Source organism: Thauera sp. GDN1 (assembly GCF_029223545.1).
Lineage (GTDB): Bacteria > Pseudomonadota > Gammaproteobacteria > Burkholderiales > Rhodocyclaceae > Thauera.
The window spans coordinates 3706941-3733250 of sequence record NZ_CP097870.1 but is presented as its reverse complement, the minus strand read 5'-3'; the positions used below and the strand labels follow the sequence as shown (position 1 = coordinate 3733250).

Below are 26310 nucleotides of genomic sequence, written 5' to 3'. Positions count from 1 at the left end.
CTGACAAGATGAAACTGCGCTTCACCAAGATGCACGGCCTGGGCAACGACTTCGTCGTCATCGACGCCACGCGCGCGCCGGCCGAGCTCACCCCGGCGCGGGTGAAGGCGATCGCCGACCGCCACTTCGGCGTCGGCTGCGACCAGCTGCTGGTGGTCGAGCCGGCCTCGCGCGCGGACGTCGATTTCCGCTACCGCATCTTCAACGCCGACGGCGGCGAGGTCGAGCAGTGCGGCAACGGCGCGCGCTGCTTCGTGCGCTTCGTGCATGACAAGGGCCTCACCGCCAAGGACGAGATCAGGGTCGAGACCAAGTCCGGCGTGATCGCGCCGCGCCTGCGCGCCGACGGCCTGGTCACGGTGGACATGGGCGTGCCGGAGCTGACGCCGGCGAAGATCCCCTTCGTGTCCGACTCCGATGCGGTGGTCCAGCCGCTGCAGGTGGGCGACGGCATGGTGGCGATCACCGCGGTGTCGATGGGCAACCCGCATGCGGTGCAGGTGGTCGCCGACGTGGATTCGGCGCCGGTCGCGGAGCAGGGCGCTGCGATCGAGCGCCACGAACGCTTCCCGGCGCGGGTCAATGCCGGCTTCCTGCAGGTCGTCGATGCCCACGAGGTTCGCCTGCGCGTGTTCGAGCGCGGTGCGGGCGAGACCCTGGCCTGCGGCACCGGCGCCTGCGCCGCGGTGGTCGCGGGCATCCTGCGCGGGCTGGTGGAGTCCCCGGTGCGGGTGCACACGCGCGGCGGCGAGCTGGAGATCGCCTGGGCGGGGCCGGGCACGCCGGTGCTGATGACCGGCCCGGCGGTCACCGTTTTCGAAGGCGAGATGGAACTGGAGTGACGAGCATGAATGCCCAAGACATCGCGCGCTACCTGCGCGAGCATCCCGAGTTCCTCAGCGAGCACCACGAGCTGTTCACCGAGCTCACCGTGCCGCATCCGCAGCACGGCGGCCAGGCGATCTCGCTCGCCGAACGCCAGCTCCATGCGCTGCGCGACAAGATCCGCCAGCTGGAGCTCAAGCTCGCCGAACTGATCCGCTTCGGCGAGGAAAACGACGACATCAGCACCAAGGTGCATCGGCTCTCGGTCGCGCTGCTGCAGGCCGCCAGCGTCGATTCGGTGCGCCAGGCCCTGATCGACGGCCTGCGCGACGACTTCTCCGTGCCCTATCTCGGCCTCAAGCTGTGGGGCGTGGCGGCCACCGACGATGCCGACGGCGTGGCCCGTCCGGACGCCTTCGGGGTCAGCGAGGCGGCGCGCCGCCATGTCGAGGGCCTGCGCCATCCCTACTGCGGCGCGCCGGAAAGCATCGAGGTGGCGAGCTGGTTCGGCGAGGCGGCGTCGCACATCCGCTCGCTGGCGCTGATGCCGCTGCGCGACCAGGGCGTCTGCTTCGGCCTGCTCGCGCTGGGCAGCGCGGAGAGCGAGCGCTTCTATCCCGAGATGGGCACGCTCTACCTCGGCCGCATCGCCGAACTCGCCGCCGCGGCGCTGGCCGCGCGTGGGCGCTGAGCCCGCCCGTCGACAGCGTCGCACGGACGAAGCGCCGATGTCCCCACCGCTCGACCCCTCCTCGCCGCTGCCGGCCGAGTTCGAGGCCTGGCTGGACTGGCTCGCCACCCAGCGCCGCGCCTCGCCGCTGACGCTCAAGGCTTACCGCGCCGGGCTGCATGCGCTGCTGCGCCTGGCCGACGGTCGTCCGGTGGTCGAACTGGAGGTGCAGGACATCCGCCGCTTCGTCGCCCGCCTGCACGGCGAGGGCCAGCAGGGGCGCTCGATAGCCCGCCACCTGTCGTCCTGGCGCGGGCTTTACCGCTGGCTCATCCGCCATCACGGCGCGCGTGCCAATCCGGTGCTCGGCGTGCGCCCGCCCAAGTCGCCGTCCACCCTGCCGCGGGTCCTGTCGCCGGAGCAGGCCAACGCCCTGCTCGATCCGCAGGCGGAGAGCCTGCTCGAGGTCCGGGACGTCGCGATCTTCGAGCTCTGCTATTCGTCCGGCCTGCGCGTGGCGGAGCTGGCCGGTCTCGATGTCGATGGCGGGCTCGACCTCGCCGCGGGCATGGTCATCGTCGCCGGCAAGCGCCAGCGCCAGCGCAGCGTGCCGGTGGGCAGCAAGGCGGTGGCGGCGCTCGCCGCCTGGCTCGCGGTGCGCGGCCGGCTCGCGCGCGAAGGCGAGCGCGCGCTGTTCGTCACCCGCAGTGGCGGACGCCTGAGCACGGGCGGCATCGCCAGCCGCCTCGGGCATCGCGCGCGCCTGCTCGGGCTGGGGGTTCACGTTCATCCGCACATGCTGCGCCACAGCTTCGCCAGCCATCTGCTGCAGTCCAGCGGCGACCTGCGCGCGGTGCAGGAGCTGCTCGGCCATGCCAGCATCCGCAGCACCCAGGTCTACACCCACCTCGACTTCCAGCATTTGGCCAAGGTCTACGACGCGGCCCATCCGCGGGCGCGGAAATAGCTCACGTTGTGCATGGATTTCCCCATCTTGGGGATTCCCGCCCACCGTGCTGCGCGCTCTCGGCTATGCTTTTGGCCTGTCCGTGAACAGAAGCTCGCTCAATAGCGCCGCCAACTCGCAGAACTGCCCAAGTCGGGTGAGGCGCGACCGGAATCGCATGTCCCCAACAGTTCAAACACCCCCAACGTCCGGTGCGCCGGCGGCAGCGCATCACGAGCAACCCTCCCCGCACCGCGTCCTCAAGTCGGTGGCGCTGCTCCTCGCTCGTCACGAAATCCGCAGCCTGCGGCGCTGGTTCGAGGACTTCGATCGCGACATCCTGCTGCCCATCCTGCTCGGCGAGATCGCGCTGCACAACATCGGGGCGTTGCAGAACGGCGTTGCGCGGCGTTCCGCCACCCGCAGCACGCGTGCGCTCGCCGGCGGGAACGAGCCGAGCGAAGCCGCGCTCCGCGACCTCAAGCCCTGCAATGCCTACTCGATCGCCGCGGCCACCGGTCTGCCGCGCGAGACCGTCCGCCGCAAGATCGTGCGCCTGGTCGAGCTCGGCTGGATCCATCGCCGCGGCAACGGCCATCTGTTCATCACCGACATTGCGCTGGAGCAGTTCGGCGCGGTGCTGAGCTCGCGTGCGCTGACCGAACTGCTGGAAACCGCCGACCACGCCCGCCGCCTGCTTGGCCAGAAGACGGACTGAGGAGCGACCGGGAAGCGATTGAGCGCCCGCCGGTCGTGGTGGTGGCCGCGGCCCCGGGGAAGCAAGCCGCGCCGACGCGACCCTCAGGCCTCGAACAGATCGCCGCCGCTGCGCGGTGGCGCCAGTCCGAAGTGCTGCCAGATCGAGTGCGTGGCCATGCGCCCGCGCGGCGTGCGCTGCAGGTAGCCCTGCTGGATCAGGTAGGGCTCGATGACGTCCTCGATGGTGTCGGTGGATTCGCCGATCGCCGCGGCGATGTTGTCCAGCCCGACCGGGCCGCCGCCGAACTTCTCCAGCATCGCCGACAGCAGCTTGCGGTCCATCAGGTCGAGCCCGAGCGTGTCGACATCGAGCATCTTCAGTGCTGCATCCGCCACCGCCGCGGTGATGTGGCCGCCGGCCCTGACCTCGGCATAGTCGCGCACCCGGCGCAGCAGGCGGTTGGCGATGCGCGGCGTGCCGCGTGCGCGGCGGGCGATCTCGAGCGCGCCGTTGTCGTCGATCTCGACGTTGAGCAGGCGCGCCGAGCGCCCGACGATGAAGCCGAGCTCTTCCGGGGTGTAGAACTCCAGCCGCGACACGATGCCGAAGCGGTCGCGCAGCGGGTTGGTCAGCATGCCGGCGCGGGTGGTGGCGCCGACCAGCGTGAACGGCGGCAGGTCGAGCTTGACCGAGCGCGCTGCCGGGCCTTCGCCGATCATGATGTCGATCTGGTAGTCCTCCAGCGCCGGGTAGAGGATTTCCTCGACCACCGGCGACAGGCGGTGGATCTCGTCGATGAACAGCACGTCGTGCGGTTCGAGGTTGGTCAGCAGCGCGGCGAGGTCGCCGGCGCGCTCGAGCACCGGGCCCGAGGTCTGGCGCAGGTTCACCCCCATCTCGGCGGCGACGATGTGGGCGAGCGTGGTCTTGCCCAGCCCCGGCGGGCCGAACAGCAGCACGTGGTCCAGCGCCTCGCTGCGCCGGCGCGCGGCCTGGATGAAGATCTCCAGCTGCTCGCGGATCTTGGCCTGGCCCACGTATTCGGCCAGGCGCTTGGGGCGCAGCGCGCGCTCGATCGCGTCTTCCTGGCGATCGGCCGGTGCGGCGGAGATCAGGCGCTCGGCGGGGGCGGCGCGCAGCTTGTCGGTTTCGATCATGGCTTGAGCCTGGCCTCCGTTCAGCCTTTCGACAGTGCCTTCAGCGCCTGGCGGATGCCGTCGGACACGCCGACGTCCTCGGCCAGACCCTTCATCGCGGACAGCGCCTCGCGCTCGTTGTAGCCCAGCGCCAGCAGGGCGTTGAGGATGTCGCTCTTCGCGTCGGGTGCCGCGCCCGGCGCCGCGGCAAGGCGCACGCCGGCCATGCTGGGCAGGGCCTTGCCGAGCTTGTCGCGCAGCTCGAGCAGCAGGCGCTCGGCGGTCTTCTTGCCGATGCCGGGGATCTTCACCAGGCGCCCGGCCTCCTGCAGCGCCACCGCCTGCGCGAGGTCATTGACCGACAGCCCGGACAGCACCGCCAGCGCCATGCGTGCACCGATGCCCGACACCTTCAGCAGCTGGCGGAAGGTCGCGCGCTCCTCGTCGGTGGCGAAGCCGAACAGGAAGTGGCCGTCCTCGCGCACCACGTGGTGGGTGTGCAGGCTCACCGCGCCGCCGGTGGCGGGCAGGTTGTAGAAGGTGCTCATCGGCACGTCGATCTCGTAGCCGACGCCGTGCACGTCGACGAGGATCTGCGGCGGGTTCTTTTCCAGCAGGGTGCCGGTGATGCGTCCGATCATGGCGGAAGGAGCAGCGTGGTTTGGTTGGGGATGTCGATGCCGGAGTCTACCAGCCTTGGCGCCCGCGGCCGGCAGATCGGTGAAATTTCATACAGCATCGCCTCCCGGTGGGAGCGGCTGCAGCCGCGAGGCGGTGCTGCGCGCCCGACCCTGCCACCGTCGCGGCTGCCGCCGCTCCCACGGAGGACGTTGCGGGCGGTATTCGCCGGCCCTTTTGTTTAGAATCGCAGGCTTTCGCGCCCGGCACGGCGGTTGCCGCGCGCCACAATCCAACGGAGGAGACCCCCCAATGCTGCAGATGAAGAAGCTGTCCGTCGCCCTGGCGCTGTGCAGCGCTGCTGCCCTCGGCGCGAGCGCCCACGCCGCCGACATCAAGGTCGGCATCGCGCTCGACATTTCCGGCCCGTTCTCGGCGCTCGGCGCCGAGGCGCGCGACGGTTTCGAGCTGGCGATCGAGAAGCTGGGCGGCAAGCTCGGCGGGCAGCCGGCCGAATTCATCCGCACCGACTTCGGCGGCAACCCCGAGCAGGCCAACCAGCTCGTGGCGCGCTACCTGCAGCGCGACAAGATCGACTTCTTCACCGGCCCGATCGGCTCCAACGCCGCGCTCGCGGTCGGCCCGGCGCTGTTCGCCGCCAAGGTGCCCTACCTGTCGGCCAACCCCGGCCCGAGCGCCTACGCCGGCGAGAAGTGCAATCCCTACTTCTTCGCCCAGTACCAGAACGACACCTACGACGAGGCCGCCGGCAAGGTCGCCAACGAGAAGGGTTACCAGAACGTGGTGCTGATCGCCCCCAACTACCCGGCGGGCAAGGACCACCTCGCCGGCTTCAAGCGCCTGTACAAGGGCGCGGTCAAGGACGAGATCTACACCAAGCTCGGCCAGATCGACTACGCCGCCGAGATCGCACAGATCCGCGCCGCCAAGCCGGATGCGGTGTTCTTCTTCCTGCCCGGCGCGATGGGCATCAACTTCGTCAAGCAGTTCGTCGGCGGCGGCCTCAAGGACATCCCGCTGATCGCCCCCGGCTTCTCGGCCGACGAGGACGTGATCCAGGCCGTGGGCGAGCCGATGCTGGGCGTGCTCAACACCGCGCACTGGACGCACGACCTGCAGAACCCGGCCAACGCCGAGTTCGTCTCCGCCTTCCGCAAGAAGTACGACGGCCGCTACCCGTCCGTGTATGCGGCGATGGCCTACGACACCCTGATGGCGATGGATGCCGCGGTGCGCGACGTCGGCGGCAGGATCGAGGACCGCGACGCCCTGCTGAAGGCGCTGAAGAACCCCAGCTTCCAGTCGCTGCGCGGCGAGTTCAAGTACGGCGCCAACAACTTCCCGGTGCAGAACTACTACCTGCGCGAGGTCGGCAAGGACGCCGAGGGCCGCATCACCAACAAGCTGGTCGGCACCACGCTCGAGCGGCACCAGGACGCCTACGTCGGCGCGTGCAAGATGTAAGGGCGCCTGGCCGTCGCCCCGATGGATGCCATCTTCGTCTTCGAGCAGCTGCTCAACGGCCTCGGCTACGGCCTGATGCTGTTCCTGATCGCCGCCGGGCTCACGCTGGTGTTCGGCATCATGGACACGATGAACCTCGCCCATGGCTCGCTGTACATGGCCGGCGCCTATGTCGCCGCGCGCGTGCATGAGGCCAGCGCCTCGTTCGCGCTCGCGGTGGCCGTGGCGGTCGCGGTGACGGTGGCGGTGGCGGCGGTGCTCGAAGTCCTCGTCGTCCGCCGCCTCTACCGGCGCGACCACCTGGTCCAGGTGCTCGCCACCTTCGGCATCATCCTGATCGCCGACGACGCGGTGAAGGCGATCTGGGGCGTGGCGCCGCTGCTGGCCTCGACGCCGGCGGCGCTGGCCGGGCCGGTGCAGCTCTTCGCGGGCCTGCCGTACCCGTCCTACCGCCTGCTGTTGATCGGCGCCGGGCTGGCGGTGGCGCTCGGGCTCTACCTGCTGGTCAACAACACCCGCATCGGCATGCTGGTGCGCGCCGGCGCCTCGAACCGGCAGATGGCGGAGTTCATGGGCGTGCGCGTGGGCGCGGTGTTCGCCTTCGTGTTCGCGCTCGGCGCCGGGCTCGCCGCGCTGGCGGGCGCGCTGATGGCGCCGATCAGCGCGGTGCAGATCGGCATGGGCGAGGCGATCCTGATTCCGGCGCTGGTGGTGATCGTGATCGGCGGCATCGGCTCGGTGCGCGGTGCCTTCGTCGCGGCGCTGCTGGTCGGCCTGGTGGACACCGCCGGGCGCGCCTTCCTGCCGCCGGCGCTGCGCGCGGTGCTGCCGCCCTCGGTGGCGGCCGACCTCGGTCCGGCGCTGGCCGGCATCGCGATGTACCTGCTGATGGCTGCGGTGCTGACGCTCAAGCCCGCGGGGCTGTTTCCGGCGCGCGGATGAGGGACGCGATGCACGAACGCTTCCCCGGCCTCGCGCGCCGCCTGCCCTGGCTGGTGCTTGCCTTGCTCGCCGCCTTCCCGCTGCTCGCGCCGGCCTTCGGGCTGGAGTACTACGTCGGCTTCGTGCGCCGGGTGCTGATCGTCGCCATCGCCGCGACCAGCCTCAACTTCATCCTCGGCTACGGCGGCATGGCGGCGCTCGGCCATGCGGGCTTCATCGGCGTCGGCGCCTACACCGTGGTGGCGCTGGTCGAGGCGGGCTTTTCCTCGGCCTGGCTGGCCTGGGGCGGCGCGGCGGTGGTGGCCGGCCTGGCCGCGGCGGCGATCGGCGCGGTGTCGCTGCGCACGCGCGGGGTGTATTTCATCATGATCACGCTCGCCTTCGCGCAGATGCTGTACTACCTGGCGGTGTCGCTGCGCACCTGGGGCGGCGACGACGGCTACGGCATCTACACGCCGCTGGAGATGGGCGCCTGGCTCGATGGCGCGCATCCGCAGGTGTTCTACTGGGTGGTGCTGGCGATCGCGGCGCTGGTCTTCGCGCTCTTCAGCCGGGTCGCGCATTCGCGCTACGGCCATGCCTTGCGCGGCATCCGCGACAACGAGACGCGCATGGTCGCGCTCGGCTATCCGGTGTATCGCCTCAAGCTCGCCGGCTTCGTCGCCGCCGGCGCGGTCGCGGGGCTGGCCGGGGGCCTGCTCGCCAGCCACAACGCCTTCGTCAGCCCGGGGATGATGCACTGGACGCAGTCCGCGCTGCTGCTGGTGATGGTGATGCTCGGCGGGCTCGGCCGGCGCTGGGGCGCGCCGCTGGGTGTGGCGCTGTGGCTGACGCTGGAGGAAGCGCTGAAGATGCATACCGACTACTGGCACTGGCCGCTCGGCGTGTTGCTGCTGCTGGTGGTGTTCCATGCGCCGCAGGGCGTCGCCGCGCTGTTCGAGCGGCGCGCCGGCAAGGAGGCGGCGCGATGAGCCTGTTCAGGGCGGAGGGCCTGGTCAAGCGCTTCGGCGGCCTGCTCGCCACCGACCACGTCGACCTCGCCGTCGAGGCGGGCGAGATCCATGCGCTGATCGGGCCGAACGGCGCGGGCAAATCCACCCTGGTCAACCTGATCTCCGGCCTGCTGCCGGCCGACGCTGGGCGCATCGTGCTCGACGGCACCGAGCTCGGCGCGCTCGCACCGCACCAGCGCAGCCGCCACGGCCTGGCGCGCTGCTTCCAGATCACCAGCGTGTTCCGCAACGACTCGGTGCGCGACAACCTGCTGCTGGCGGTGCAGGCGCACGCCGGCTCCAGCTTTCGTTGCCTGGCGCGGCGCGATGCCGAGCACGCGCTGCAGCAGCGCGCCGAGGCGCTGGCGCAGCGCGTGGGTCTGGCCGAGGTCCTCGAGCGCAACGCCGGCACCCTGCCGCACGGCGTGCAGAAGCGGCTGGACGTGGCGCTCGCGCTGGCCTCGCGGCCGAAGCTGCTGCTGCTCGACGAACCGATGGCGGGCATGGGGCCGGAGGACTCGCAGCAGATGGTGGCGCTGATCCGCAGCCTGTCCGGCGAGATGGCGATCCTGCTCATCGAGCACGACATGGACGCGGTGTTCCAGCTCGCCGACCGCATCTCGGTGCTGGTGTACGGCAAGGTGCTGACCTCGGGCGACGCCGCCCACGTGAAGGGGCATCCCGAGGTGCAGTCGGTCTATCTGGGCACGGAGGCGGCGGCATGAGCGCCGCGCCGCTGCTGACTTGCCGCGGCCTGGAGGCGGGCTACGGTCTCAGCCAGGTGCTGTTCGGCCTGGACTTCGACATCCGCGCCGGCGAGGTGGTCGCGCTGCTCGGGCGCAACGGCATGGGCAAGAGCACCACGATCAAGACCCTCGTCGGCGGCCTGAGTCCGCAGCGCGGCGAGATCCACTTCGAGGGCACGCCCATCCACGGCGCGCGCGCCGACGCCATCGCCCGCCTCGGGGTGGCGATCGTCCCCGAAGGCCGGCAGTGCTTTCCCAATCTCACCGTGCGCGAGCACCTCGTCGCCTTCGCCGCCCTCCGCAACGGTGTCGCCCAGCCGTGGACGCTGGCGCGCCTGTACGCGCTGTTCCCGCGCCTGGCCGAGCGCGCCGGCCACATGGGCAACCAGCTCTCGGGCGGCGAGCAGCAGATGCTGGCGATCGCGCGCGCGCTGTCGACCAACCCGCGCCTGCTGATCCTGGACGAAGCCACCGAGGGCCTGGCGCCGGTGATCCGCGACGAGATCTGGCGCTGCCTGGCGCTGCTCAAGGCGCAGGGCCAGACCACGCTGGTGGTCGACAAGTACGTGGAAAAGCTGCTGCCGCTCGCCGACCGCAACCTGATCCTGGAGCGCGGGCGCATCGCCTGGCAGGGCAGCTCGGCCGAGCTCGACGCCCGCCGCGAGCTCTGGCAGCGCTATCTCGGCGTCTGAGCGGGCGCCGAGCCGGAGCGCCCGATCGCGGCTGCCGCCGCTCCCACGTGAGACCGGTCGCGGCTTTTGCCGCCTGCGCGGGGTGGCTGAGCTGTTTTCTGTGGGAGCGGCGGCAGCCGCGAATGCGGGGCAGAGGCGCGCGCTGTGGCTTTTCTATCGCCGATTTCGCGGCTGCCGCCGCTCCCACGCTGGATCTGGGCGCGCTGCGTCGTGGGGGCGTTGATTCAGGCGAAGGCGAGCACGCCGGTCAGGACGATCCCGTGCGCCAGCGCGGCGGCGATGGTGCGCTTGATCGCGGGCGCGAGCTCGGCCGGCCGCGAGGCGTACTCGAGCAGGTCGCGCCCGGCGGGGAAGGCCAGGGCGACGGTCAGCGCCGCGGCGGCGGTCTTCTGCGGCAGCACCTCGTTGGCGACCATCAGGATCAGCCAGGCGTGGGCGACGATGGCGATCAGCAGGTAGCCCCACTTCGCGGTCTGCGGGCCGAGGCGCACGACCAGGGTGCGCTTGCCGCTGGCGGCGTCGCCGTCGTGGTCGGGGAACTGGTTGATGAACAGCAGGTTCGCGACCAGCAGCGCATAGGACAGCCCGGCCGCCACCGGCAGCAGGTCGAAGGCGCCGCGCTGCACGAAGTCCGCGCCCACCACCACCAGCAGCCAGCAGGCGGCGATGACGAGCTCGCCGCAGCCGCGGCTCACCAGCTTGAGCGGCGGCGCCGAATACGCCCAGCCCAGCACCAGCCCCGCCAGCCCGATCAGCACCAGGCCCGGCCCCGCCTGCCAGCTCAGCCACAGCCCGCCCGGCACCACCGCGGCGAGCAGGCCGTAGCCGAGGAGCGCGGTCTGGCGCGCGCTATGCACGCCGTTCTGGATGAAGCGGCTGCCGCCGGTGAAGGGGAACAGGCGCTCGCGGTTGGCATCGTCGGCGCCGCTGAGCGCGTCGTGGTAGTCATTGACCACGTTGCCGCCGGCGTGGGCCATCAGTGCCAGCAGCACGGTGAGCAGCGCGCGCGGGACGTCGATCGCCACCCCGCCGGCATGGGCGCTGGCGATGCCGAGCAGGCAGCCGACCAGGGTCACCGCCAGGAAGGCGGGCCGGGTGGCGGCGAAGCAGCGCGCGAAGGCATTGCCGAAGCGCTCCGGGCGCGGTTCGGCCGAATGCAGCGCGCTCATCGCGGGCAGGGTGCCGTCAGGGATCGCGGCGCGGGGCAGGTGGCAGGCGAAGGATTCACAGCAGCACGATGTCGTATTGTTCCTGGGTGTAGCTGCCCTCGGCGTGGAGCGACACCTTCTTGCCGATGAAGTCGGACAGCATCGCCAGCGACTGGCTCTCCTCGTCGAGGAAGAGGTCGATGACGTTGGGCGCGGCGAGCACGCGGAACTCCTTGGCGTTGAACTGGCGCGCCTCGCGCAGCAGCTCGCGCAGGATCTCGTAGGCCACCGTGCGCGCGGTCTTGACCTCGCCGCGGCCGCTGCAGGTCGGGCAGGGCTCGCACAGCAGGTGGGCGAGCGACTCGCGGGTGCGCTTGCGCGTCATCTCCACCAGGCCGAGCGCGGTGAAGCCGTTGATCGTCATCTTGGTGTGGTCGCGCGCCAGCGCCTTGCGGAACTCCTCCAGCACCATCTCGCGGTGCTCGACGTTCTCCATGTCGATGAAGTCGATGATGATGATGCCGCCGAGGTTGCGCAGCCGGAGCTGGCGGGCGATCGCCTGGCTGGCCTCGAGGTTGGTCTTGAAGATGGTGTCGTCGAAGTTGCGCGCGCCGACGAAGCCGCCGGTGTTCACATCCACCGTGGTCATCGCCTCGGTCTGGTCGATGATCAGGTAGCCGCCGGACTTGAGGTCCACGCGGCGGGCGAGCGCCTTCTGGATCTCCTCTTCCACGTTGTAGAGCTCGAACAGCGGGCGCTCGCCGCTGTAGTGCTCGAGCAGCGGCAGCACCTTGGGCGTGTATTCCTGCGCGAAGGCGGTGAGCTTCTGGAAGTTCTCCCGCGAGTCGACGCGGATGCGCGCGGTCTCGTCGGTGACCAGGTCGCGCAGCGTGCGCTGGCCCAGGCCCAGGTCCTCGTGCAGCACCCTGGGCGGGAACAGGCCCACCGTCGAACCGGAGATCTCGGCCCACAGCTTGCGCAGGTAGGCGATGTCGGCGGCGAGCTCCTCGTCCGAGGCCGACTCCGCCATCGTGCGCACGATGAAGCCGCCCGGCTCGTCCTCCGGCACCAGCGCGGTGAGGCGGGCGCGCAGGGCCTCGCGCTCGGCCTCGTCCTCGATGCGCTGCGAGATGCCGATGTGCTTTTCCTGGGGCAGGTAGACCAGCAGCCGCCCGGCGAGGCTGATCTGCGTCGACAGGCGCGCGCCCTTGGTGCCGATCGGGTCCTTCAGCACCTGCACCATCAGGCTCTGGCCCTCGGCGAGGATGCGCTCGATCGGGCGCGCGGTCTCGCCGGCCTGGCGGTCGCTCCAGATGTCGGCCACGTGCAGGAAGGCGGTGCGCTCCAGGCCGATGTCGACGAAGGCCGACTGCATGCCGGGCAGCACGCGCACCACCTTGCCGAGGTAGATGTTGCCGACGATGCCGCGGCTGGCGGTGCGTTCGACGTGCAGTTCCTGCACCACGCCCTGCTCGACGAGCGCGACGCGGGTTTCCTGCGGGGTGAAGTTGATGAGGAATTCGATGCTCATGGCTGGGGCGCGCTCATACCGGATAACCGAAGATTTCGAGCAGGGCCGCGGTCTCGAACAGCGGCAGCCCCATGATCCCGGAGTAGCTGCCGCGGATCTCCTCGATGAAGACCGCAGCGTGGCCCTGGATGCCGTAGGCGCCGGCCTTGTCCATCGGCTCGCCGGTGGCGACGTAGCGGCGGATGTCGTGCTCGGACAGGGTGCGGAAGCGCACCTCGCTGACCGACAGCCGGCTGCGGGTGCGCTCGCCGTCGCTGATCGCGACCGCGGTCAGCACGCGGTGCTGGCGGCCGGACAGGCGGGCGAGGATGGCGTGCGCATCGGCGGAGTCAATCGGCTTGCCGATGATCTCGCCGTCGAGTTCGAGCGTGGTGTCGGCGGCCAGCACCGGTCGCGCCAGCAGCCGGCGCCACAGCACCCGGCGTACGCCGGCCTCGGCCTTGGCGAGCGCGAGGCGCTCGACGTAGTGATCCACCGCCTCGCCTGCGAGCGGGGTCTCATCGACGTCGGCATCGTCGCCCCGCGCGCCGGCGCGGAAGGTGAGGACATCGAAATTGACGCCGATCTGGCGCAGCAGTTCGCGGCGGCGCGGGCTCTTCGAGGCGAGATAGATGCGTGGGGTGACGGTCATGGACGGGTTTCGGGCAGGGCGGCTACTCGCGGTGGTAGGGGTGGTTGCGCAGCACCGACCAGGCGCGGTACAGCGCCTCGGCCAGCAGCGGGCGCACCAGGGCGTGGGGCAGGGTCAGGCTGGAGAGGCGGATCGCCTCGTGCGCCGAGGCCTTGAACTGCGGCGCCAGGCCGTCCGGGCCGCCGACGATCAGCGCCACGTCCTGGCCTTCGCCCTGCCAGGCCTCGAGCCGGCGCGACAGGGCCATCGTGCCGAGATCGGCGCCGCGCTCGTCGAGGATCACCCGCCGGCAGCGCGGCGGCAGCGCGGCCTCGATGCGCGCGGCCTCGGCCGTCATCATCGCCTCCACCGTCTTGCCGCTGGTGCGCGGCTCGGCCTTCACCTCGACGAGCTGCAGCGGCAGCTCGCGCGGCATGCGGCGGGCGAACTCGTCGAAGCCGGCCTCGACCCAGCCCGGCATGCGGTGGCCGACGGCGACGACGAAGAGCTTCATCTCAGTGCGCGGCGCTGCGGCGGCTGGCCGGCGGCGTGCTCCACAGTTCCTCGAGCTTGTAGTGCGCGCGCACCGCGGGCTGCATCACGTGGACGACGATGTTGCCGAGGTCGACCAGCACCCATTCGCCGGTCTCCTGGCCTTCGGTGCCGATGATCTCGCCGCCGGCTTCCTTGACCTTGTCGTGGACGTTCTGCGCCAGCGCGCGCGTCTGCCGGCCGGATTCGGCGCTGGCGATGACGATGCGGTCGAACAGCGGGGTGTGCTTCGAGGTGTCGATGACTTCGATGTCGCGCGCCTTGATGTCTTCCAGCGCGGCGACGACGATCTTTTCGAGGGAGGGGGTGTCCATGTGCTTCCTGATGAGGCTGGGCGAGGAGCCGCTCAGCGGTAGAGATGGTGCGCGGCAATATAGTCGAGAACGGAATCGGGCAGCAAATAACGCGCGCTGTGGCCGTTGCGCACCAGATCGCGGATCAGCGAGGCCGAGATCGCCAGCGGCGTCATGTCGAAGGGGATCACGCGGCCGGCGGGCGCGGCGCGCAGCGCGGCGGGGTCTGCGGTGTGGCGGTCGCGGCAGGCGGCGTCCAGTTCGGGCGACAGCGTGGCCGGCCAGCGCCGGCCGTGGGGCGCGTAGCCGGGGCGGTTGGCGACCGCGATGTGGGCGAGGGCGAAGAGCTCGGTCCACCGGTGCCAGGTGGGCAGGCCTTCGAAGGCGTCGGCGCCGAGGATCAGCACCAGCGGGCGCTGCGGCCCGAGTTCGGCGCGCAGGCGCTCCAGCGTCAGCACGGTGTAGCTCTTCTGCTGCGCGCGCACCTCGCCGTCGTCGATCTGCAGCGCCGGGTTGCCGGCGATCGCGCGCCGGGCCATCGCCAGGCGATCTTCCGGCGTGCTGCCGGGCTCGCCGCGGTGCGGCGGCCGGCCGGCGGGGATCAGGCGCAGGCCGCCGAGGCCGAGCGCTTCGCGCGCCTCCTCGGCCAGGCGCAGGTGGCCGAGGTGGATGGGATCGAAGGTGCCGCCGAGCACGCCGAGCGGCAGTTCGTCCGCCGCGGCCGGCAGCGGGTGCTCAGCCGCCATCGCGTTCGTCCGCCGCGGCCTCGGGGGTGCGCGGCGGCTGGCCGTCGGGCAGGCCGAAGACGTCGCGCGTGGTGGTGTAGAAGCTGGCGAAGATCACCGGCAGGATGATCAGCGGGATCGGCAGCGAGGCGAGGCTGCCGAGCGTGGGCGAGAGCAGGCCGAGCACGCCGATCAGGATGCCGGGCAGGATGGCGCCGAAGATCGCCAGCCCGATCGCGTAGGCGAGGAAGGGGCGCCAGTTGCGCAGGCAGGCGTAGAAGCTGAAGAACATCGCCTTGGGCGCGGGCACCTTCCACCACCCGGCGAGCGCGGGCGCGAACCAGTAGGCCATCATCACCGGCGTGGACAGCAGCAGGCCGACCATCAGCGTGAAGCCGAGCGCGGAGTCGCCGCCGATCTGCGGCTCGATCTCGTCGCCGCGCATCACCACGGCCAGGCTGCCGTCGTCGACCAGCGACACGAGCAGCAGCACGACGAGCGTCGCGGCCAGATACAGGCCGCCGATCGCGATCAGGGCCGGCAGGTTGGTCTTGAAGCCGGAGAACAGCACGTCCGGCCCGACCTTGCGCCCGGCGTCGGTGGCGCGGCAGGCGTTGAGCACGCCCACCGACAGCGCCGGCATCAGCAGCGAGGCGACGAGCTGGCCGAGCAGCGGCACCAGGCTGATCACGACGATGGACAGCAGGTAGCCGAAGGTGGCGAAGGTGATCAGCGCCGGATTGCGGCGCCACAGTTGCAGGCCTTCGCGCAGCCAGGCCCAGCCGCGCGCCATCGGGAGTTGTTGTGCTTGCATTCGGTCGGATCGGATCAGGTTTCGGGCGGCTCGTCCGCAGGCGCGGGCCCGGGGTCGGGGGGCGCCGGCAGCAGCGGCGAGAAGGTCTCCTTCCACGCGGCGTAGAGCGCGCCGGCGATCACCGGGATCAGCACCAGCATGCCCAGCCCGGCGGGGATCATCGCCACCCACACGCCGACGTAGAGCAGGGCGGCGAGGACGATGAAGGCGAGCAGGTTGTGCACGCAGGCGCGCGCCGACAGCTTCATGGCGTCGAGCGGCGCGACCTCGTGCAGCATCACCAGCGCCGGGGCGAACCACAGCGCCATCATCAGCAGCGCCCACAGCACGGTGAACGCGACCACGCCCAGCATCATGCCGCCCGCGGTCATGCCCATGCCGGCCATTGCCCCCACCGCCATGCCGGTGAGCGCGGCGCTGCCGCCGATCGCCGCGGCCACCATCGCCGCCAGCAGCAGGCCGAGCAGGTGGAAGGCGCCGACCAGCAGCAGGTTGCCGGCGTGGCGGCGGACGCCGTCGAAGAGCGCGTCGATGCGCAGCGGCTCGCCGCGGTCCACCGCCTGCGCGCCCGACAGCATGCCCGCCACCAGCACCGGCAGCGCCACCGGCGCCGCCGCCCAGCCGAGGAAGGGCAGCATGCCGAGCGCGGCGATGATCACGAAGAAGATCAACGCCTGGATGACCCACTGCGCGGGCGCCTTCATGAACAGGCGCCAGCCCTCGGCCAGCCAGTTGAGGGCGTGGCCGGGGGCGACGTCGCCGGGGGCGGGCGGGGGCGGATGGGGCGGGCGCGGGGCGTGGTTCATGGCGGCTTCGATCGGTTCGTCGACGACGGCGTGCGGCGCGTCAGCGCGGCAGCGGCGGCACGCCGGCGCCGCGCAGGCGCAGGATGTCGCGGTACTCGTCGGGGTCCTTCACCAGCACCATCTCGCCGGCGCGCGGCAGGTGGAAGTCGGCCGCGCGCGACAGCCAGAAGCGCAGCGCGGCGGCGCGCAGCATCGCCGGCCAGGCGGCGCGCTCGGTGTCGGTGAAGGGGCGCTCGGCATGGTAGGCGTCGAGCAGCGCCGCGCTGCGCGCCGCGTCCAGGCCGCCGTCCGGGGTCGAGCACCAGTCGTTGACGGTGACCGCGACGTCGAACAGCAGGGCGTCGTAGCCGGCGAAGTAGAAGTCGATCACGCCGCCGATGCGCACGCTGCCGTCGGCCTCGGTGTCCCACAGCACGTTGTCGCGGAAGAGGTCGGCGTGGATCGCGCCGCAGGGCAGGGCGTCGGGGTCGATGGTCGCCTGGCTGGCGATCTCGGCGTCGAGCAGGGCCTGCTCGTCGGCGGGCAGGAAGGGGCGCACGACCTCGGCGGTGGCGGCGCGCCAGCCGGCGCCGCGCGGGTTCTCCTGGCGGCGGCCGTAGGACTGGCCGGCCAGGTGCAGGCCGGCGAGCATGGCGCCGACCTTCCCGCAGTGCGCCAGGCCGGGGTTCATCTCCGAGCTGCCCGACAGGCGCACGACCAGCGCCGCGGGGCGTTCCTGCAGGGTGCCGAGGTATTCGTTGTCGCGGTTGGCGATCGGGCCCGGCACCGGCAGGCCGTGGCGCGCGAGATGCGCCATCAGGTGCAGGTAGTAGGGCAGCTCGGCGCGCGACATGTCCTCGAACAGGGTCAGCACATAGCGCCCGAGCGTGGTGGTGACGAAGAAGTTGCTGTTCTGCACCCCGGCGGAAATGCCCTTGAGCTCGACCAGGCGGCCGACGGCATAGTCCTTGAGCCATTCGGCGAGCACGGATTCGGGGACGGGGGTGAAGACGGACATGCGGGCTCCGGGGCGGGGCGGTTGAAGCGGATCAGGCGGCCTGCGCGGCCGGGGTGTGGTGGCCGGCGGCGGCCTTCACCGCCTGCCAGGCGGCGAGCTTGGCCTCGAAGCCGCGCGCGGCGTGCGCGGGGCTGGTCGAGGGCAGGCGGGTGAAGTGCAGCGCCGGCAGCGCGATGCGTCCGCGCACGTGGCGGCGGAAGGCGGTCTCGGCGGCGGTGCCGTTGAAGAACACGTGGCCGATGTGCGGGCAGTCGCGGAACAGCCGTGCGAAGTCGTTGGCCTGGACGCTGGCGGGGGCGATCGCGCTGTCCAGGCTGCCCGGGCGCTCGCAGGCGGCGATCACGTCCCACAGCGCGACGCCGGCGGCCTTCAGGCGCAGCAGGCGTTCGGCGTAGGGCAGCGCCAGGCCGGCGCCGAACAGCGCGCCCATGATCGGCCAGAAGGCGTTGCGCGGGTGGGCGTAGTACTCGGCCGCAGCGAGCGAGGCCGCGCCCGGCATGCTGCCGAGCACGAGCACCCGCGCGTCGGCGCGGAACACCGGCTCGAAGCTGCGGCAGGCGAGGGCCGTGCTCACCAGGACTTGATCACCCACATCGGCACCGCGAGATTGGGCGCCGCGTCGTCGCGCACCATCTGGCCGTTGCCTTCCTTGTCGATCAGGTAGTAGGGCACGCCGTGCGGTGGCGTCACCTTGACCATGTAGAGCTTGCCGCGGATGCGGTACTCGGTCACGGTGTCCTCGCCGCGCTTGACGATGGTGACCTCGGGCTCGTCGACCGCGGCGCCCTCGGCCGGCATCGGCGGCGGCTCGGGAATCGGTTCGAGACCGGCGGGCTGCTGGGCGAAGGCCGGCGCGGCGGCGGCCAGCAACAGGGCGATGAGGGTGCGGCGCATGATGTTCTCCTGATCAGGCCTCGATTCTAGCCGTTTTCGCGGCTTCGGCCGCGCCTGCGGAAGCGGGCGCTCACAGGTTCAGCATCATCTCGCGCTCGGCCGGCAGGGGCTGGAAGCCGCGGCGCTCGTAGTGCTTGAAGATGGCCTCGACCACCTCCTCGGGCTTGTCGATGACCTGCACCAGGTCGAGGTCCTCGCGGTTGATCATGCCCTCGGCGACCAGGCGGTCGCGCAGCCAGTCGAGCAGGCCCTGCCAGAACGGGCGGTGCACCAGGATGATCGGGATCTTGCGGCTTTTCCTGGTCTGCACCAGGGTCATCGCCTCGAGCAGCTCGTCGAGCGTGCCGAAGCCGCCCGGCATCACCACGTAGGCGGTGGCGAACTTCACGAACATGAACTTGCGCGCGAAGAAGTGCTGGAAGGTCTGCGAGATGTCCTGGTAGGGATTGGCCGCCTGTTCCAGCGGCAGCTGGATGTTGAGCCCCACCGACGGGCTCTTGCCGAAGAAGGCGCCCTTGTTGGCCGCCTCCATGATGCCCGGGCCGCCGCCGGAGATCACCGCGAAGCCCGAGTCCGACAGCAGGCGGGCGATCTGCTCGGCGAGCATGTAGTACATGTGGTCGGGCGGGGTGCGCGCGCTGCCGAAGATCGACACCGCCGGGCGGATCGCGGACAGGCGTTCGGTCGCCTCCACGAACTCTGCCATAATCCCGAAGATCCGCCAGGACTCGCGCGCGTTGTAACGCGGCGTCGTGCTGTCCGGCACGCTGCGGGGGAGTTTTTCTTTCGCGGTCATGTTGTTCTCGTGTTCAGGGATGGGGCCCACGGTGTTTCGAGTGCGGCGCGGCCCGCCCGGTTTCCCGCAAGGATGTTCCACAAGATGCCCACCCTGCTGCTCGTCGACGGCTCCAGCTATCTCTATCGCGCCTTCCATGCGCTGCCCGACCTTCGTAATGCGCAGGGCGAGCCGACGGGCGCGATCCGGGGGGTGCTGTCGATGCTAAGGCGGCTGGAAAGCGACTACAAGGCAGAATTTCGCGCCTGCGTCTTCGACGCCAAGGGCAAGACCTTCCGCGACGACTGGTATCCGGAATACAAGTCGCACCGCCCGCCCATGCCCGACGACCTGCGCGCGCAGATCGCGCCGCTGCACGAGGCGGTGCAGGCCGAGGGCTGGCCGCTGCTGGCGGTGGAGGGCGTGGAGGCCGACGACGTCATCGGCACGCTCACCCGCCAGGCGCTCGAGCGCGGCTGGGAAGTGGTGATCTCGACCGGCGACAAGGACCTCACCCAGCTCGTGCGTCCCGGGGTGCGCTGGGTCAACACCATGAGCGAGGAGGTGCTGGACGAGGCCGGCGTGGAGGCCAAGTTCGGCGTGCCGCCCGAGCGCATCGTCGATTACCTCGCGCTCGTCGGCGACACCGTGGACAACGTGCCCGGGGTGGAGAAGTGCGGACCCAAGACCGCGGTGAAGTGGCTCACCGAATACGGCACCCTCGACAATCTGGTCGCCAATGCCGACAAGGTCGGCGGCAAGGTCGGCGAGAACCTGCGCCGGCACCTGGATTTCCTGCCGCTCGGCAAGAAGCTGGTGACGGTGGCGACCGATGTCGAGCTGCCTGTGGCGCTGGACGAGCTGCCCGCGCGCGAGGACGACAAGGCGGCGCTGAGGGCGCTGTACGAGCGCTTCGAGTTCAAGTCGTGGCTGAAGGATCTGGATGGCGGGGCGGAGAGCGTGGCGGCATCGAAGGCCGCGACCGATTCGCGCCGCTTCGCGGCTTCCGCCGCTCCCACAGCGGGGCGGGCCGGCGCCGACGGCAACAGGGGACAGACCCCAACTTCCGATGCTTCTGTGGGAAATAGGGGACAGACCCCAGTTTCCGATGCTTCTGTGGGAGCGGCGGAAGCCGCGAACTCGGAGGCGCGTATCTCAGACGACCCGCCCGGCGCGCACCGCAAGGGCTATGTCGCCATCCTCGACTGGCCGACTTTCGATGCCTGGCTGGCAAGGATCACCGCCGCCGAACTCACCGCCTTCGACACCGAAACCACCAGCCTCGACCCGATGGCGGCGAAGCTGGTCGGGATGTCCTTCTCGGTCGAGCCGGGCGAGGCCGCCTACCTGCCGCTCGTGCACCGCGCCGCCGACGCGCCAGCACAGCTACCTCTGAACGAGGTGCTGGACAAGCTCGGGCCCTGGCTGGAGTCCGACCAGCACGCCAAGCTCGGCCAGAACCTCAAGTACGACGCCCACGTGCTTGCCAACCACGGCATCCGGCTTGGCGGCATCGCCCACGACACCCTGCTCGAATCCTACGTGCTCGAATCCGACAAGTCGCACGACATGGATTCGCTCGCCAGGCGCCACCTCGGCCTCGCGACGATCCCCTACACCGACGTGTGCGGCAAGGGCGCCAAGCAGATCGGCTTCGACGAGGTGGACGTCGCGCGCGCCACCGAGTACGCCGCCGAGGACGCCGACGTCACCCTGCGCCTGCATCGCCACCTGTTCCCGCAGCTGCAGGCCCTGCCGCAGCTCGAGGCGCTCTACCGCGAGCTCGAGATGCCGGTGCTGGGCGTGTTGCAGCGCATGGAGCGCACCGGGGTACTGATCGACCCCTTCCTGCTCAGCCAGCACTCCGAGGAACTCGGCCGCCGCCTGCACGCGCTCGAAGGCGAAGCGCACGCGCTCGCCGGCCAGCCCTTCAACCTCGGCTCGCCCAAGCAGCTCGGCGAGATCCTGTTCGGCAAGCTCGGCCTGCCGGTGGTCAAGAAGACCGCCACCGGTCAGCCCTCGACCGACGAGGAGGTGCTGGAGAAGCTCGCCGAGGACTACCCGCTGCCCAAGCTGCTGCTCGAGCACCGCAGCCTGTCCAAGTTGAAGAGCACCTACGCCGACAAGCTGCCGCGCATGGTCGACCCGAAGACCGGCCGCGTGCACACCAGCTTCTCGCAGGCCACCGCGGTCACCGGCCGGCTGTCGAGCTCCGAGCCCAACCTGCAGAACATCCCGATCCGCACGCCCGAAGGCCGCCGCATCCGCGCCGCCTTCATCGCGCCGCGCGACCACCTCATCGTCTCGGCCGACTACTCGCAGATCGAGCTGCGCATCATGGCCCACCTGTCGGACGACGCCCGCCTGCTCGAGGCTTTCGCGAAGGGCGAGGACGTGCACCGCGCCACCGCCGGCGAGGTCTTCGGGGTGGCGCCGGCCGAGGTCACCAGCGAGCAGCGCCGCTACGCCAAGGTGATCAACTTCGGCCTCATCTACGGCATGAGCGCGCACGGCCTGGCGAAGAACCTCGGCATCGAGCGCGCCGCGGCGCAGAGCTGGATCGACCGCTACTTCGCGCGCTACCCCGGTGTCGCCGCGTACATGGACCGCACCCGCGCCGAGGCGCGCGAGCAGGGCTTCGTCGAGACCGTGTTCGGCCGCCGCCTGTACCTGCCCGACATCCGCGCCAGCCAGGCCGGCCGCCGCGCCGGCGCCGAGCGCGCCGCGATCAACGCGCCGATGCAGGGCACGGCGGCGGATCTGATCAAGAAGGCGATGATCGCCACCGACGCCTGGCTCGCGACATCCGGCCTGAAGTCGAAGCTCGTGCTGCAGGTGCACGACGAACTGGTGCTGGAGGTGCCCAAGGCCGAGCTCGACACCATCCGCGCCGAGCTGCCCAGGCTGATGGGCGGCGTGGCGGCGCTGAAGGTGCCGCTGCTGGTCGAAGTCGGCGCCGGCGACAACTGGGACGAGGCGCACTGATGACGGCGCCGGCGCTCGCGGAGAAGCCGCCCGCCAGCAGCATGAAGGTCTACCTGCGCCTGCTCGGCTACACGCGGCCCTTCCTCGGCTACTTCGCGCTCAGCATCCTCGGTTTCGCGATCGCCGGCGCCTGCAAGGCGGCGCTGGCGAGCGTGCTCAAGTACTTCATCGACGGCCTCGCCGCGCCCGATGCGCCGATCGCCACCGGCCTGCCCTGGCTCGACGCGCTCGACCTGATCTTCGCCATCCCGGTCATGATCGTGGTCATCGCGCTGCTCGAAGGCCTCGGCACCTTCCTCGGCAACTACGGCATCTCGCGCGTCTCGCTCGGCCTCATCCACGACCTGCGCACCCAGCTCTTCGGCAGCTTCCTGGTGCTGCCCAACCGCTTCTACGACGCGCACAACTCCGGCCACCTGGTCTCCAAGCTCACCTACAACGTGTCGATGGTGACCGACGCCGCCACCGACGCGGTGAAGATCCTGTTCCGCGAGGGCCTCACCGTCGTCGCGCTGCTCGGCTACCTGCTGTGGATGAACTGGCGCCTGACGCTGACCCTGCTCGTGGTGCTGCCGGCGATCGCCTGGCTGGTGTCCAACGCCAGCCGCAAGTTCCGCCGCCTGTCGAAGAACATCCAGATCTCGATGGGCGAGGTCACCCACGTCGCTTCCGAGACCATCCAGGGCTACCGCGTGGTGCGCAGCTTCGGCGGCGAGGGCTACGAGCGCGCGCGCTTCGTCAAGGCGAGCCGCGACAACACCAAGCGCCAGCTCAAGATGGTGCGCACGCAGGAGACTTTCTCTGCATTGATGCACCTGATCGTGTATTCGTCGATGGGCCTGCTGCTATTCACCGTGCTCAAGGTGCGCGGCGACGCCTCGGCCGGCGACGTGGTCGCCTACATCACCGCCGCCGGCCTGCTGCCGCGCGCGATCCAGTTGCTGGGCGGGGTCAGCGCACGCATCCAGCGCGGCGTGGCGGCGGCCGACAGCATCTTCGAGCAGCTCGACGAGGCGCCCGAGCCCGACACCGGCACGGTCGAGCGCGAGCGCGTCGCCGGCCGCGTCGAGGCGCAGGGGCTGGGCTTCGGCTACCCCGGCGCGGAAGGGCGCGCCCTGCACGGCATAGACTTCAAGGCCGAACCCGGGCAGATGATCGCGCTGGTCGGCAGGTCCGGCAGCGGCAAGTCGACGCTGGCCAACCTCATCCCGCGCTTCTACCAGCATGACGAGGGCCGGCTGCTGGTCGATGGCGTGCCGGTCGAGGACTACACGCTGGCCAACCTGCGCCACCACATCGCGCTCGTCACTCAGCAGGTCACGCTCTTCAACGGCACCGTGGCCGAGAACATCGCCTACGGCGAACTGGCCGGCGCCAGCCGCGACGAGATCGTCGCCGCCGCCGAGGCTGCCAACGCCCGCGAGTTCATCGACCGCCTGCCGCAGGGCTTCGACACCGAGATCGGCGAGAACGGCGTGCTGCTCTCCGGCGGCCAGCGCCAGCGCCTGGCGATCGCGCGCGCACTGCTGAAGAACGCGCCGATCCTTATCCTCGACGAGGCGACCTCCGCGCTCGACACCGAATCCGAGCGCCTCATCCAGGCCGCCATCGAGCGCCTGATGGCGGGGCGCACGACCATCGTCATCGCGCACCGGCTATCGACGATCGAGAAGGCGGATCAGATCCTGGTGATGGAGGCCGGGCGGATCGTCGAGCGCGGGACGCATGCGGAGCTGGTGGCGCGGGGTGGGGCGTATGCACGACTGCAGGCGATGGGGGAGGAGCAGGGACTGGCCTGAGCCGTGGATGCGGAAGCAGGCTTGGCCGGAATGGCCGACCCGCAGCTTGAGCCCGCTGTATCGACCGGCTATTCTCAGCCGACACAAGGAGTACGCGCCATGGCCCTGCCCAAGACCAAGCCCGAATTCGACGTCGCCGCCTACATGGCGTGGGAAGAGGATCAGCCCGAACGCCACGAGTATCTCGCCGGCGAGGTGTTCGCCATGTCCGGCGGTACGGATGCGCATTACACGATCCTCCTCAACACGGCGACGAGTCTCAAAGCCACCCTCTCCGGCAAGCCCTGCCGCGCCTTCGTCTCCGGCATGAAGCTGCGCATCGACCGCGCCGACGCGGTCTTCTACCCCGACGTCTTCGTCACCTGCGATGCGCGCGACCGCCAGCCCGAGGCCAGCCTCGCCAAGCAGCATCCGGCCCTGATCATCGAGGTCCTCTCCGACTCCACCGCCGCCTTCGACCGCGGCCGCAAGTTCGAGCTCTACCAGCAGATCGACACCCTGCAGGAATACCTGCTCATCGAGCAGGACCGCAAGCACGCCGACCTTTTCCGCAAGAACAGCGAGGGGCTGTGGGTACTGCATCCGGCGGGCGAGGGCGACGTCGTCCGACTCGAAAGCGTCGGGGTCGAGCTGGCGCTGGATGGGTTGTATGAGGATGTCGAGCTGTGAGTAAATTCAAGACCTGACCCCAGCACCCCTTATGACCCTGCTCAACGGCAAGCCCGGATTCAACTCCGTTCGCCCCCCCTCAACAACCTGCGTGCAAGCACCGTCTGCATGTCGCGCCGGCCATCGGCGACCACATAGATCACGACCTGCCTGCCCATGACACGGTAGATCACCCGGTACGGCTTGAACGAGGTCTGCCGGTACTCCTTGATGCCGACCGCGAGCAATTCCTTGGGATGGCCGCCGCGCTCGGGAAACGTCGCCAAGCTTTCGATGACGCTGGCAAGCTGGTCGAGTACGTAGTCGGCGCTCGCTGCACAGTCGAACTGGGCGATGTAGTCGTAGATCGATTCGAGGTCCTGCTCCGCGCCTTCGGTGAGCAAGACCTCGAACGTGGAGGACGACTCCCTCACTCCGCGCTGGCTCGCTTCGAGCGCAGGCGGGCAATGACCTCGGTCGCTGGTTTGACCTTGCCTGCCGCGACTTCCTGGTTGCCCAGCGCCAGGATCTTCAGCAAGGCCAGGGTCTCCTGCGTTTCCTCAAAACTGGCCACGTCCTGTAGCACCGCCTTGGCTTCACCATTCTGGGTGATGACGAGGGGCTCCCGGCATTCGGCCAGTTGGACCAGCACCTCCGCGGCGTGGGCCTTGAGATAGCTGATCGGTTTGACTTGCGTCGAGTAGCGCATGGCTGCCATCCGGGTGCTTAGATGAGACTGAATATAGTCCTTTTTCGGTCTTTGGCAACGTGCAGGGGAAAATTGGGGTCAGACCCCGATCTCTCCCTGAATGCGTTGGTTTCCAAAACGTAGCCTTTCGGGCCCGGTAGAGATCGCCACAACTACTGCGGTGCCCGTGCGCCGCGCAGCAAGCCTTCCGTGCTCAAATCCTCATCGATCATCGGCCAGTGGATGCCGTACCCGCCTCCGGCCAATTCCCAGTGGCTGCGCTGTTCGGCCGTTGCGTTCGCCAGCCGTGGGTACCATGCCAGCGGCACCGCGATCGTACGGCCGTCCATGAGGTCGACCTCAAGCCGAGTCTCATCGATCCTCACGTTCATCACCCGCACATCGGTGTCATGCGCCAAAGAATGCATCCCACGCTCCTTTCAACACCTATAGTCGATAACCCTCGACCCGCAAGATCGTCGGCACCCTGTCTCCTCAATCAGCATTGTTCGCTGCTATTGCTGCGAGCACGAAGTGTATCCCGGCTCCTGCGCGCGATTCGATTCAATGCCGCGCCGGCTCATTTGTCCTTTGCTCGGTGTCCGCACACTCAAATCGCCCAGTTCGCCAGTTGCAGCGCTTCCACGCGCTCGAACTCCCGCAGGTTGTTCGACACCAGCGTCAGCCCCTCGCTGCGTGCGTGAGCGGCGATGTGCAGGTCATTGACGCCGATCGTCTGGCCGCGCGATTCGAGATGGGCGCGGATATTTCCATAGTGCATCGCGGCCTTGGGCCCGTAAGGCAGCACTTCAAGGCGGCTGCAGAAATCCTCGACTGCGGCCAGTGAGCGCGTCGGCGCGTTGCTCTCTTCAGCGCCGTGCATCAACTCCGCGAGGGTGATCGACGAGATCGCCATGTGGCCGGCGTTTTCGTTGAACAAGGCCAGCGCCGACAGCGGCCGGCGCTTGATCACGTAGATCACGATGTTGGTGTCGAGCAGGTAGCGCAGCATCAAAGCGCCTCGCGTTCCTGCTGTTCCTGGCTGGCGCGGGTTTCCATGAAGTCGTCGGCGACCTGTGGGCCGTCGATGAAGAACGAGTCCCAAGTATGGCCCACCGGCGCGATGATTCGCTCCACGCCACGCGCGCGGATATCCACCCGCTTCACATCGGGGGGCAGGCGCACGTCGGCCGGCAGGCGCACGGCCTGGCTGCGGTTGTTGGTAAAGACGGTGCTCGCGGTCATGAGCGGCTCCTTGGGCAAGTGGGATACGGCACAAGTATATCCCTCTGC

The 26310-nt window shown here is 69.9% G+C and carries 31 protein-coding genes; 12 read left to right on the top strand and 19 right to left on the bottom strand.

What is annotated here, in order from left to right; all coding sequences use genetic code 11:
• Positions 1-8 precede the first annotated feature (8 nt).
• The 4 genes from dapF to CKCBHOJB_RS17220 all read left to right on the top strand — a co-directional run bounded on the left by dapF (position 9) and on the right by CKCBHOJB_RS17220 (position 3159).
• A complete protein-coding gene (gene dapF, locus CKCBHOJB_RS17235; protein WP_281049895.1) occupies positions 9-842 on the top strand; it encodes a diaminopimelate epimerase in 834 nt (277 codons plus the stop codon).
• Between the two features lie 5 nt (positions 843-847).
• Positions 848-1516, top strand: coding sequence for a DUF484 family protein (locus CKCBHOJB_RS17230; RefSeq protein ID WP_281049894.1), 669 nt, complete (start codon positions 848-850; stop codon positions 1514-1516).
• Between the two features lie 37 nt (positions 1517-1553).
• Complete coding sequence (locus CKCBHOJB_RS17225) at positions 1554-2462, top strand: tyrosine-type recombinase/integrase (protein WP_281049893.1); 909 nt, start codon at positions 1554-1556, stop codon at positions 2460-2462.
• Positions 2463-2619: 157 nt separating this feature from the next.
• On the top strand, positions 2620-3159 hold the full coding sequence (locus CKCBHOJB_RS17220) for a hypothetical protein (protein WP_281049892.1): 540 nt from the start codon (positions 2620-2622) through the stop codon (positions 3157-3159).
• Positions 3160-3242: 83 nt separating this feature from the next.
• On the opposite strand, the gene ruvB is transcribed toward CKCBHOJB_RS17220, so the two are convergent.
• Together ruvB and ruvA are read right to left on the bottom strand one after the other, a co-directional pair.
• Complete coding sequence (ruvB, locus tag CKCBHOJB_RS17215) at positions 3243-4298, bottom strand: Holliday junction branch migration DNA helicase RuvB (RefSeq protein WP_281049891.1); 1056 nt, start codon at positions 4296-4298, stop codon at positions 3243-3245.
• 20 nt (positions 4299-4318) lie between these two features.
• Positions 4319-4918: a Holliday junction branch migration protein RuvA gene (gene ruvA / locus CKCBHOJB_RS17210; RefSeq protein WP_281049890.1), complete on the bottom strand. Its 600-nt coding sequence runs from the start codon at positions 4916-4918 to the stop codon at positions 4319-4321.
• A gap of 289 nt (positions 4919-5207) precedes the next feature.
• Here ruvA and CKCBHOJB_RS17205 point away from each other — a divergent pair, with 289 nt between their 5' ends.
• Genes CKCBHOJB_RS17205 through CKCBHOJB_RS17185 form a run of 5 tightly spaced genes read left to right on the top strand, consistent with a single transcriptional unit; the run spans position 5208 to position 9752 of the window.
• Positions 5208-6380 carry an ABC transporter substrate-binding protein gene (locus CKCBHOJB_RS17205; protein WP_281049889.1) on the top strand — a complete coding sequence of 391 codons (1173 nt, stop codon included), beginning with the start codon at positions 5208-5210 and terminating at the stop codon, positions 6378-6380.
• A gap of 21 nt (positions 6381-6401) precedes the next feature.
• A complete protein-coding gene (locus tag CKCBHOJB_RS17200) occupies positions 6402-7322 on the top strand; it encodes a branched-chain amino acid ABC transporter permease (protein WP_281049888.1) in 921 nt (306 codons plus the stop codon).
• Positions 7323-7330: 8 nt separating this feature from the next.
• The gene (locus tag CKCBHOJB_RS17195) at positions 7331-8293 is read left to right on the top strand and encodes a branched-chain amino acid ABC transporter permease (protein WP_281049887.1); all 963 of its coding nucleotides are present in this window, start codon (positions 7331-7333) and stop codon (positions 8291-8293) included.
• Positions 8290-9039 (top strand): ABC transporter ATP-binding protein, encoded by a 750-nt coding sequence (locus CKCBHOJB_RS17190; protein WP_281049886.1) that lies wholly within the window; start codon positions 8290-8292, stop codon positions 9037-9039. The genes CKCBHOJB_RS17195 and CKCBHOJB_RS17190 overlap by 4 nt, the downstream gene beginning before the upstream one ends.
• Positions 9036-9752 carry an ABC transporter ATP-binding protein gene (locus CKCBHOJB_RS17185; RefSeq protein ID WP_281049885.1) on the top strand — a complete coding sequence of 239 codons (717 nt, stop codon included), beginning with the start codon at positions 9036-9038 and terminating at the stop codon, positions 9750-9752. The genes CKCBHOJB_RS17190 and CKCBHOJB_RS17185 overlap by 4 nt, the downstream gene beginning before the upstream one ends.
• A gap of 224 nt (positions 9753-9976) precedes the next feature.
• Here the strand turns inward: CKCBHOJB_RS17185 and CKCBHOJB_RS17180 are convergent, their stop codons facing one another.
• The 12 genes from CKCBHOJB_RS17180 to CKCBHOJB_RS17125 all read right to left on the bottom strand — a co-directional run bounded on the left by CKCBHOJB_RS17180 (position 9977) and on the right by CKCBHOJB_RS17125 (position 18918).
• Entirely contained in the window at positions 9977-10921 is a 945-nt protein-coding gene (locus tag CKCBHOJB_RS17180; RefSeq protein WP_281049884.1) for a prenyltransferase, read from the bottom strand.
• A gap of 55 nt (positions 10922-10976) precedes the next feature.
• Positions 10977-12431, bottom strand: a complete 1455-nt coding sequence (rng, locus tag CKCBHOJB_RS17175) for a ribonuclease G (protein ID WP_281049883.1) — start codon at positions 12429-12431, stop codon at positions 10977-10979.
• 13 nt (positions 12432-12444) lie between these two features.
• Positions 12445-13062: a Maf family protein gene (locus CKCBHOJB_RS17170; protein ID WP_281049882.1), complete on the bottom strand. Its 618-nt coding sequence runs from the start codon at positions 13060-13062 to the stop codon at positions 12445-12447.
• 22 nt (positions 13063-13084) lie between these two features.
• Positions 13085-13555 carry a 23S rRNA (pseudouridine(1915)-N(3))-methyltransferase RlmH gene (gene rlmH, locus CKCBHOJB_RS17165; RefSeq protein ID WP_281049881.1) on the bottom strand — a complete coding sequence of 157 codons (471 nt, stop codon included), beginning with the start codon at positions 13553-13555 and terminating at the stop codon, positions 13085-13087.
• Position 13556: 1 nt separating this feature from the next.
• A complete protein-coding gene (gene rsfS / locus CKCBHOJB_RS17160; RefSeq protein ID WP_281049880.1) occupies positions 13557-13907 on the bottom strand; it encodes a ribosome silencing factor in 351 nt (116 codons plus the stop codon).
• 32 nt (positions 13908-13939) lie between these two features.
• Positions 13940-14632 carry a nicotinate-nucleotide adenylyltransferase gene (nadD, locus tag CKCBHOJB_RS17155; protein ID WP_281049879.1) on the bottom strand — a complete coding sequence of 231 codons (693 nt, stop codon included), beginning with the start codon at positions 14630-14632 and terminating at the stop codon, positions 13940-13942.
• On the bottom strand, positions 14622-15425 hold the full coding sequence (locus CKCBHOJB_RS17150) for a BPSS1780 family membrane protein (protein ID WP_281049878.1): 804 nt from the start codon (positions 15423-15425) through the stop codon (positions 14622-14624). Before CKCBHOJB_RS17150 ends, nadD begins: the two co-directional genes overlap by 11 nt.
• 14 nt (positions 15426-15439) lie before the next feature.
• Positions 15440-16231, bottom strand: a complete 792-nt coding sequence (locus CKCBHOJB_RS17145) for a BPSS1780 family membrane protein (RefSeq protein ID WP_281049877.1) — start codon at positions 16229-16231, stop codon at positions 15440-15442.
• Positions 16232-16271: 40 nt separating this feature from the next.
• Entirely contained in the window at positions 16272-17228 is a 957-nt protein-coding gene (locus tag CKCBHOJB_RS17140; protein ID WP_281049876.1) for a homoserine kinase, read from the bottom strand.
• A 31-nt stretch (positions 17229-17259) separates the two neighbouring features.
• Positions 17260-17727: a DNA-deoxyinosine glycosylase gene (locus tag CKCBHOJB_RS17135; protein WP_281051717.1), complete on the bottom strand. Its 468-nt coding sequence runs from the start codon at positions 17725-17727 to the stop codon at positions 17260-17262.
• Between the two features lie 71 nt (positions 17728-17798).
• A complete protein-coding gene (locus tag CKCBHOJB_RS17130; protein WP_281049875.1) occupies positions 17799-18122 on the bottom strand; it encodes a DUF2782 domain-containing protein in 324 nt (107 codons plus the stop codon).
• 70 nt (positions 18123-18192) lie between these two features.
• A complete protein-coding gene (locus CKCBHOJB_RS17125) occupies positions 18193-18918 on the bottom strand; it encodes a TIGR00730 family Rossman fold protein (protein ID WP_281049874.1) in 726 nt (241 codons plus the stop codon).
• Positions 18919-19002: 84 nt separating this feature from the next.
• Here CKCBHOJB_RS17125 and polA point away from each other — a divergent pair, with 84 nt between their 5' ends.
• From polA to CKCBHOJB_RS17110, 3 genes are all read left to right on the top strand, one after another.
• Positions 19003-21882, top strand: a complete 2880-nt coding sequence (gene polA / locus CKCBHOJB_RS17120) for a DNA polymerase I (RefSeq protein WP_281049873.1) — start codon at positions 19003-19005, stop codon at positions 21880-21882.
• Entirely contained in the window at positions 21882-23681 is a 1800-nt protein-coding gene (msbA, locus tag CKCBHOJB_RS17115) for a lipid A export permease/ATP-binding protein MsbA (RefSeq protein WP_281049872.1), read from the top strand. Before polA ends, msbA begins: the two co-directional genes overlap by 1 nt.
• Before the next feature lie 99 nt (positions 23682-23780).
• Positions 23781-24350 (top strand): Uma2 family endonuclease, encoded by a 570-nt coding sequence (locus CKCBHOJB_RS17110; protein WP_281049871.1) that lies wholly within the window; start codon positions 23781-23783, stop codon positions 24348-24350.
• A 59-nt stretch (positions 24351-24409) separates the two neighbouring features.
• Here CKCBHOJB_RS17110 and CKCBHOJB_RS17105 read toward each other — a convergent pair whose 3' ends face one another.
• The 5 genes from CKCBHOJB_RS17105 to vapB all read right to left on the bottom strand — a co-directional run bounded on the left by CKCBHOJB_RS17105 (position 24410) and on the right by vapB (position 26262).
• The gene (locus tag CKCBHOJB_RS17105; RefSeq protein WP_281049870.1) at positions 24410-24733 is read right to left on the bottom strand and encodes a type II toxin-antitoxin system RelE/ParE family toxin; all 324 of its coding nucleotides are present in this window, start codon (positions 24731-24733) and stop codon (positions 24410-24412) included.
• Positions 24734-24759: 26 nt separating this feature from the next.
• Positions 24760-25038, bottom strand: a complete 279-nt coding sequence (locus CKCBHOJB_RS17100; protein WP_281049869.1) for a type II toxin-antitoxin system Phd/YefM family antitoxin — start codon at positions 25036-25038, stop codon at positions 24760-24762.
• A 152-nt stretch (positions 25039-25190) separates the two neighbouring features.
• Positions 25191-25445, bottom strand: a complete 255-nt coding sequence (locus CKCBHOJB_RS17095) for a DUF2442 domain-containing protein (protein WP_281049868.1) — start codon at positions 25443-25445, stop codon at positions 25191-25193.
• Positions 25446-25627: 182 nt separating this feature from the next.
• Positions 25628-26029 (bottom strand): tRNA(fMet)-specific endonuclease VapC, encoded by a 402-nt coding sequence (gene vapC / locus CKCBHOJB_RS17090; protein ID WP_281049867.1) that lies wholly within the window; start codon positions 26027-26029, stop codon positions 25628-25630.
• The gene (gene vapB, locus CKCBHOJB_RS17085) at positions 26029-26262 is read right to left on the bottom strand and encodes a type II toxin-antitoxin system VapB family antitoxin (RefSeq protein WP_281049866.1); all 234 of its coding nucleotides are present in this window, start codon (positions 26260-26262) and stop codon (positions 26029-26031) included. The genes vapC and vapB overlap by 1 nt, the downstream gene beginning before the upstream one ends.
• Positions 26263-26310 lie beyond the last annotated feature (48 nt).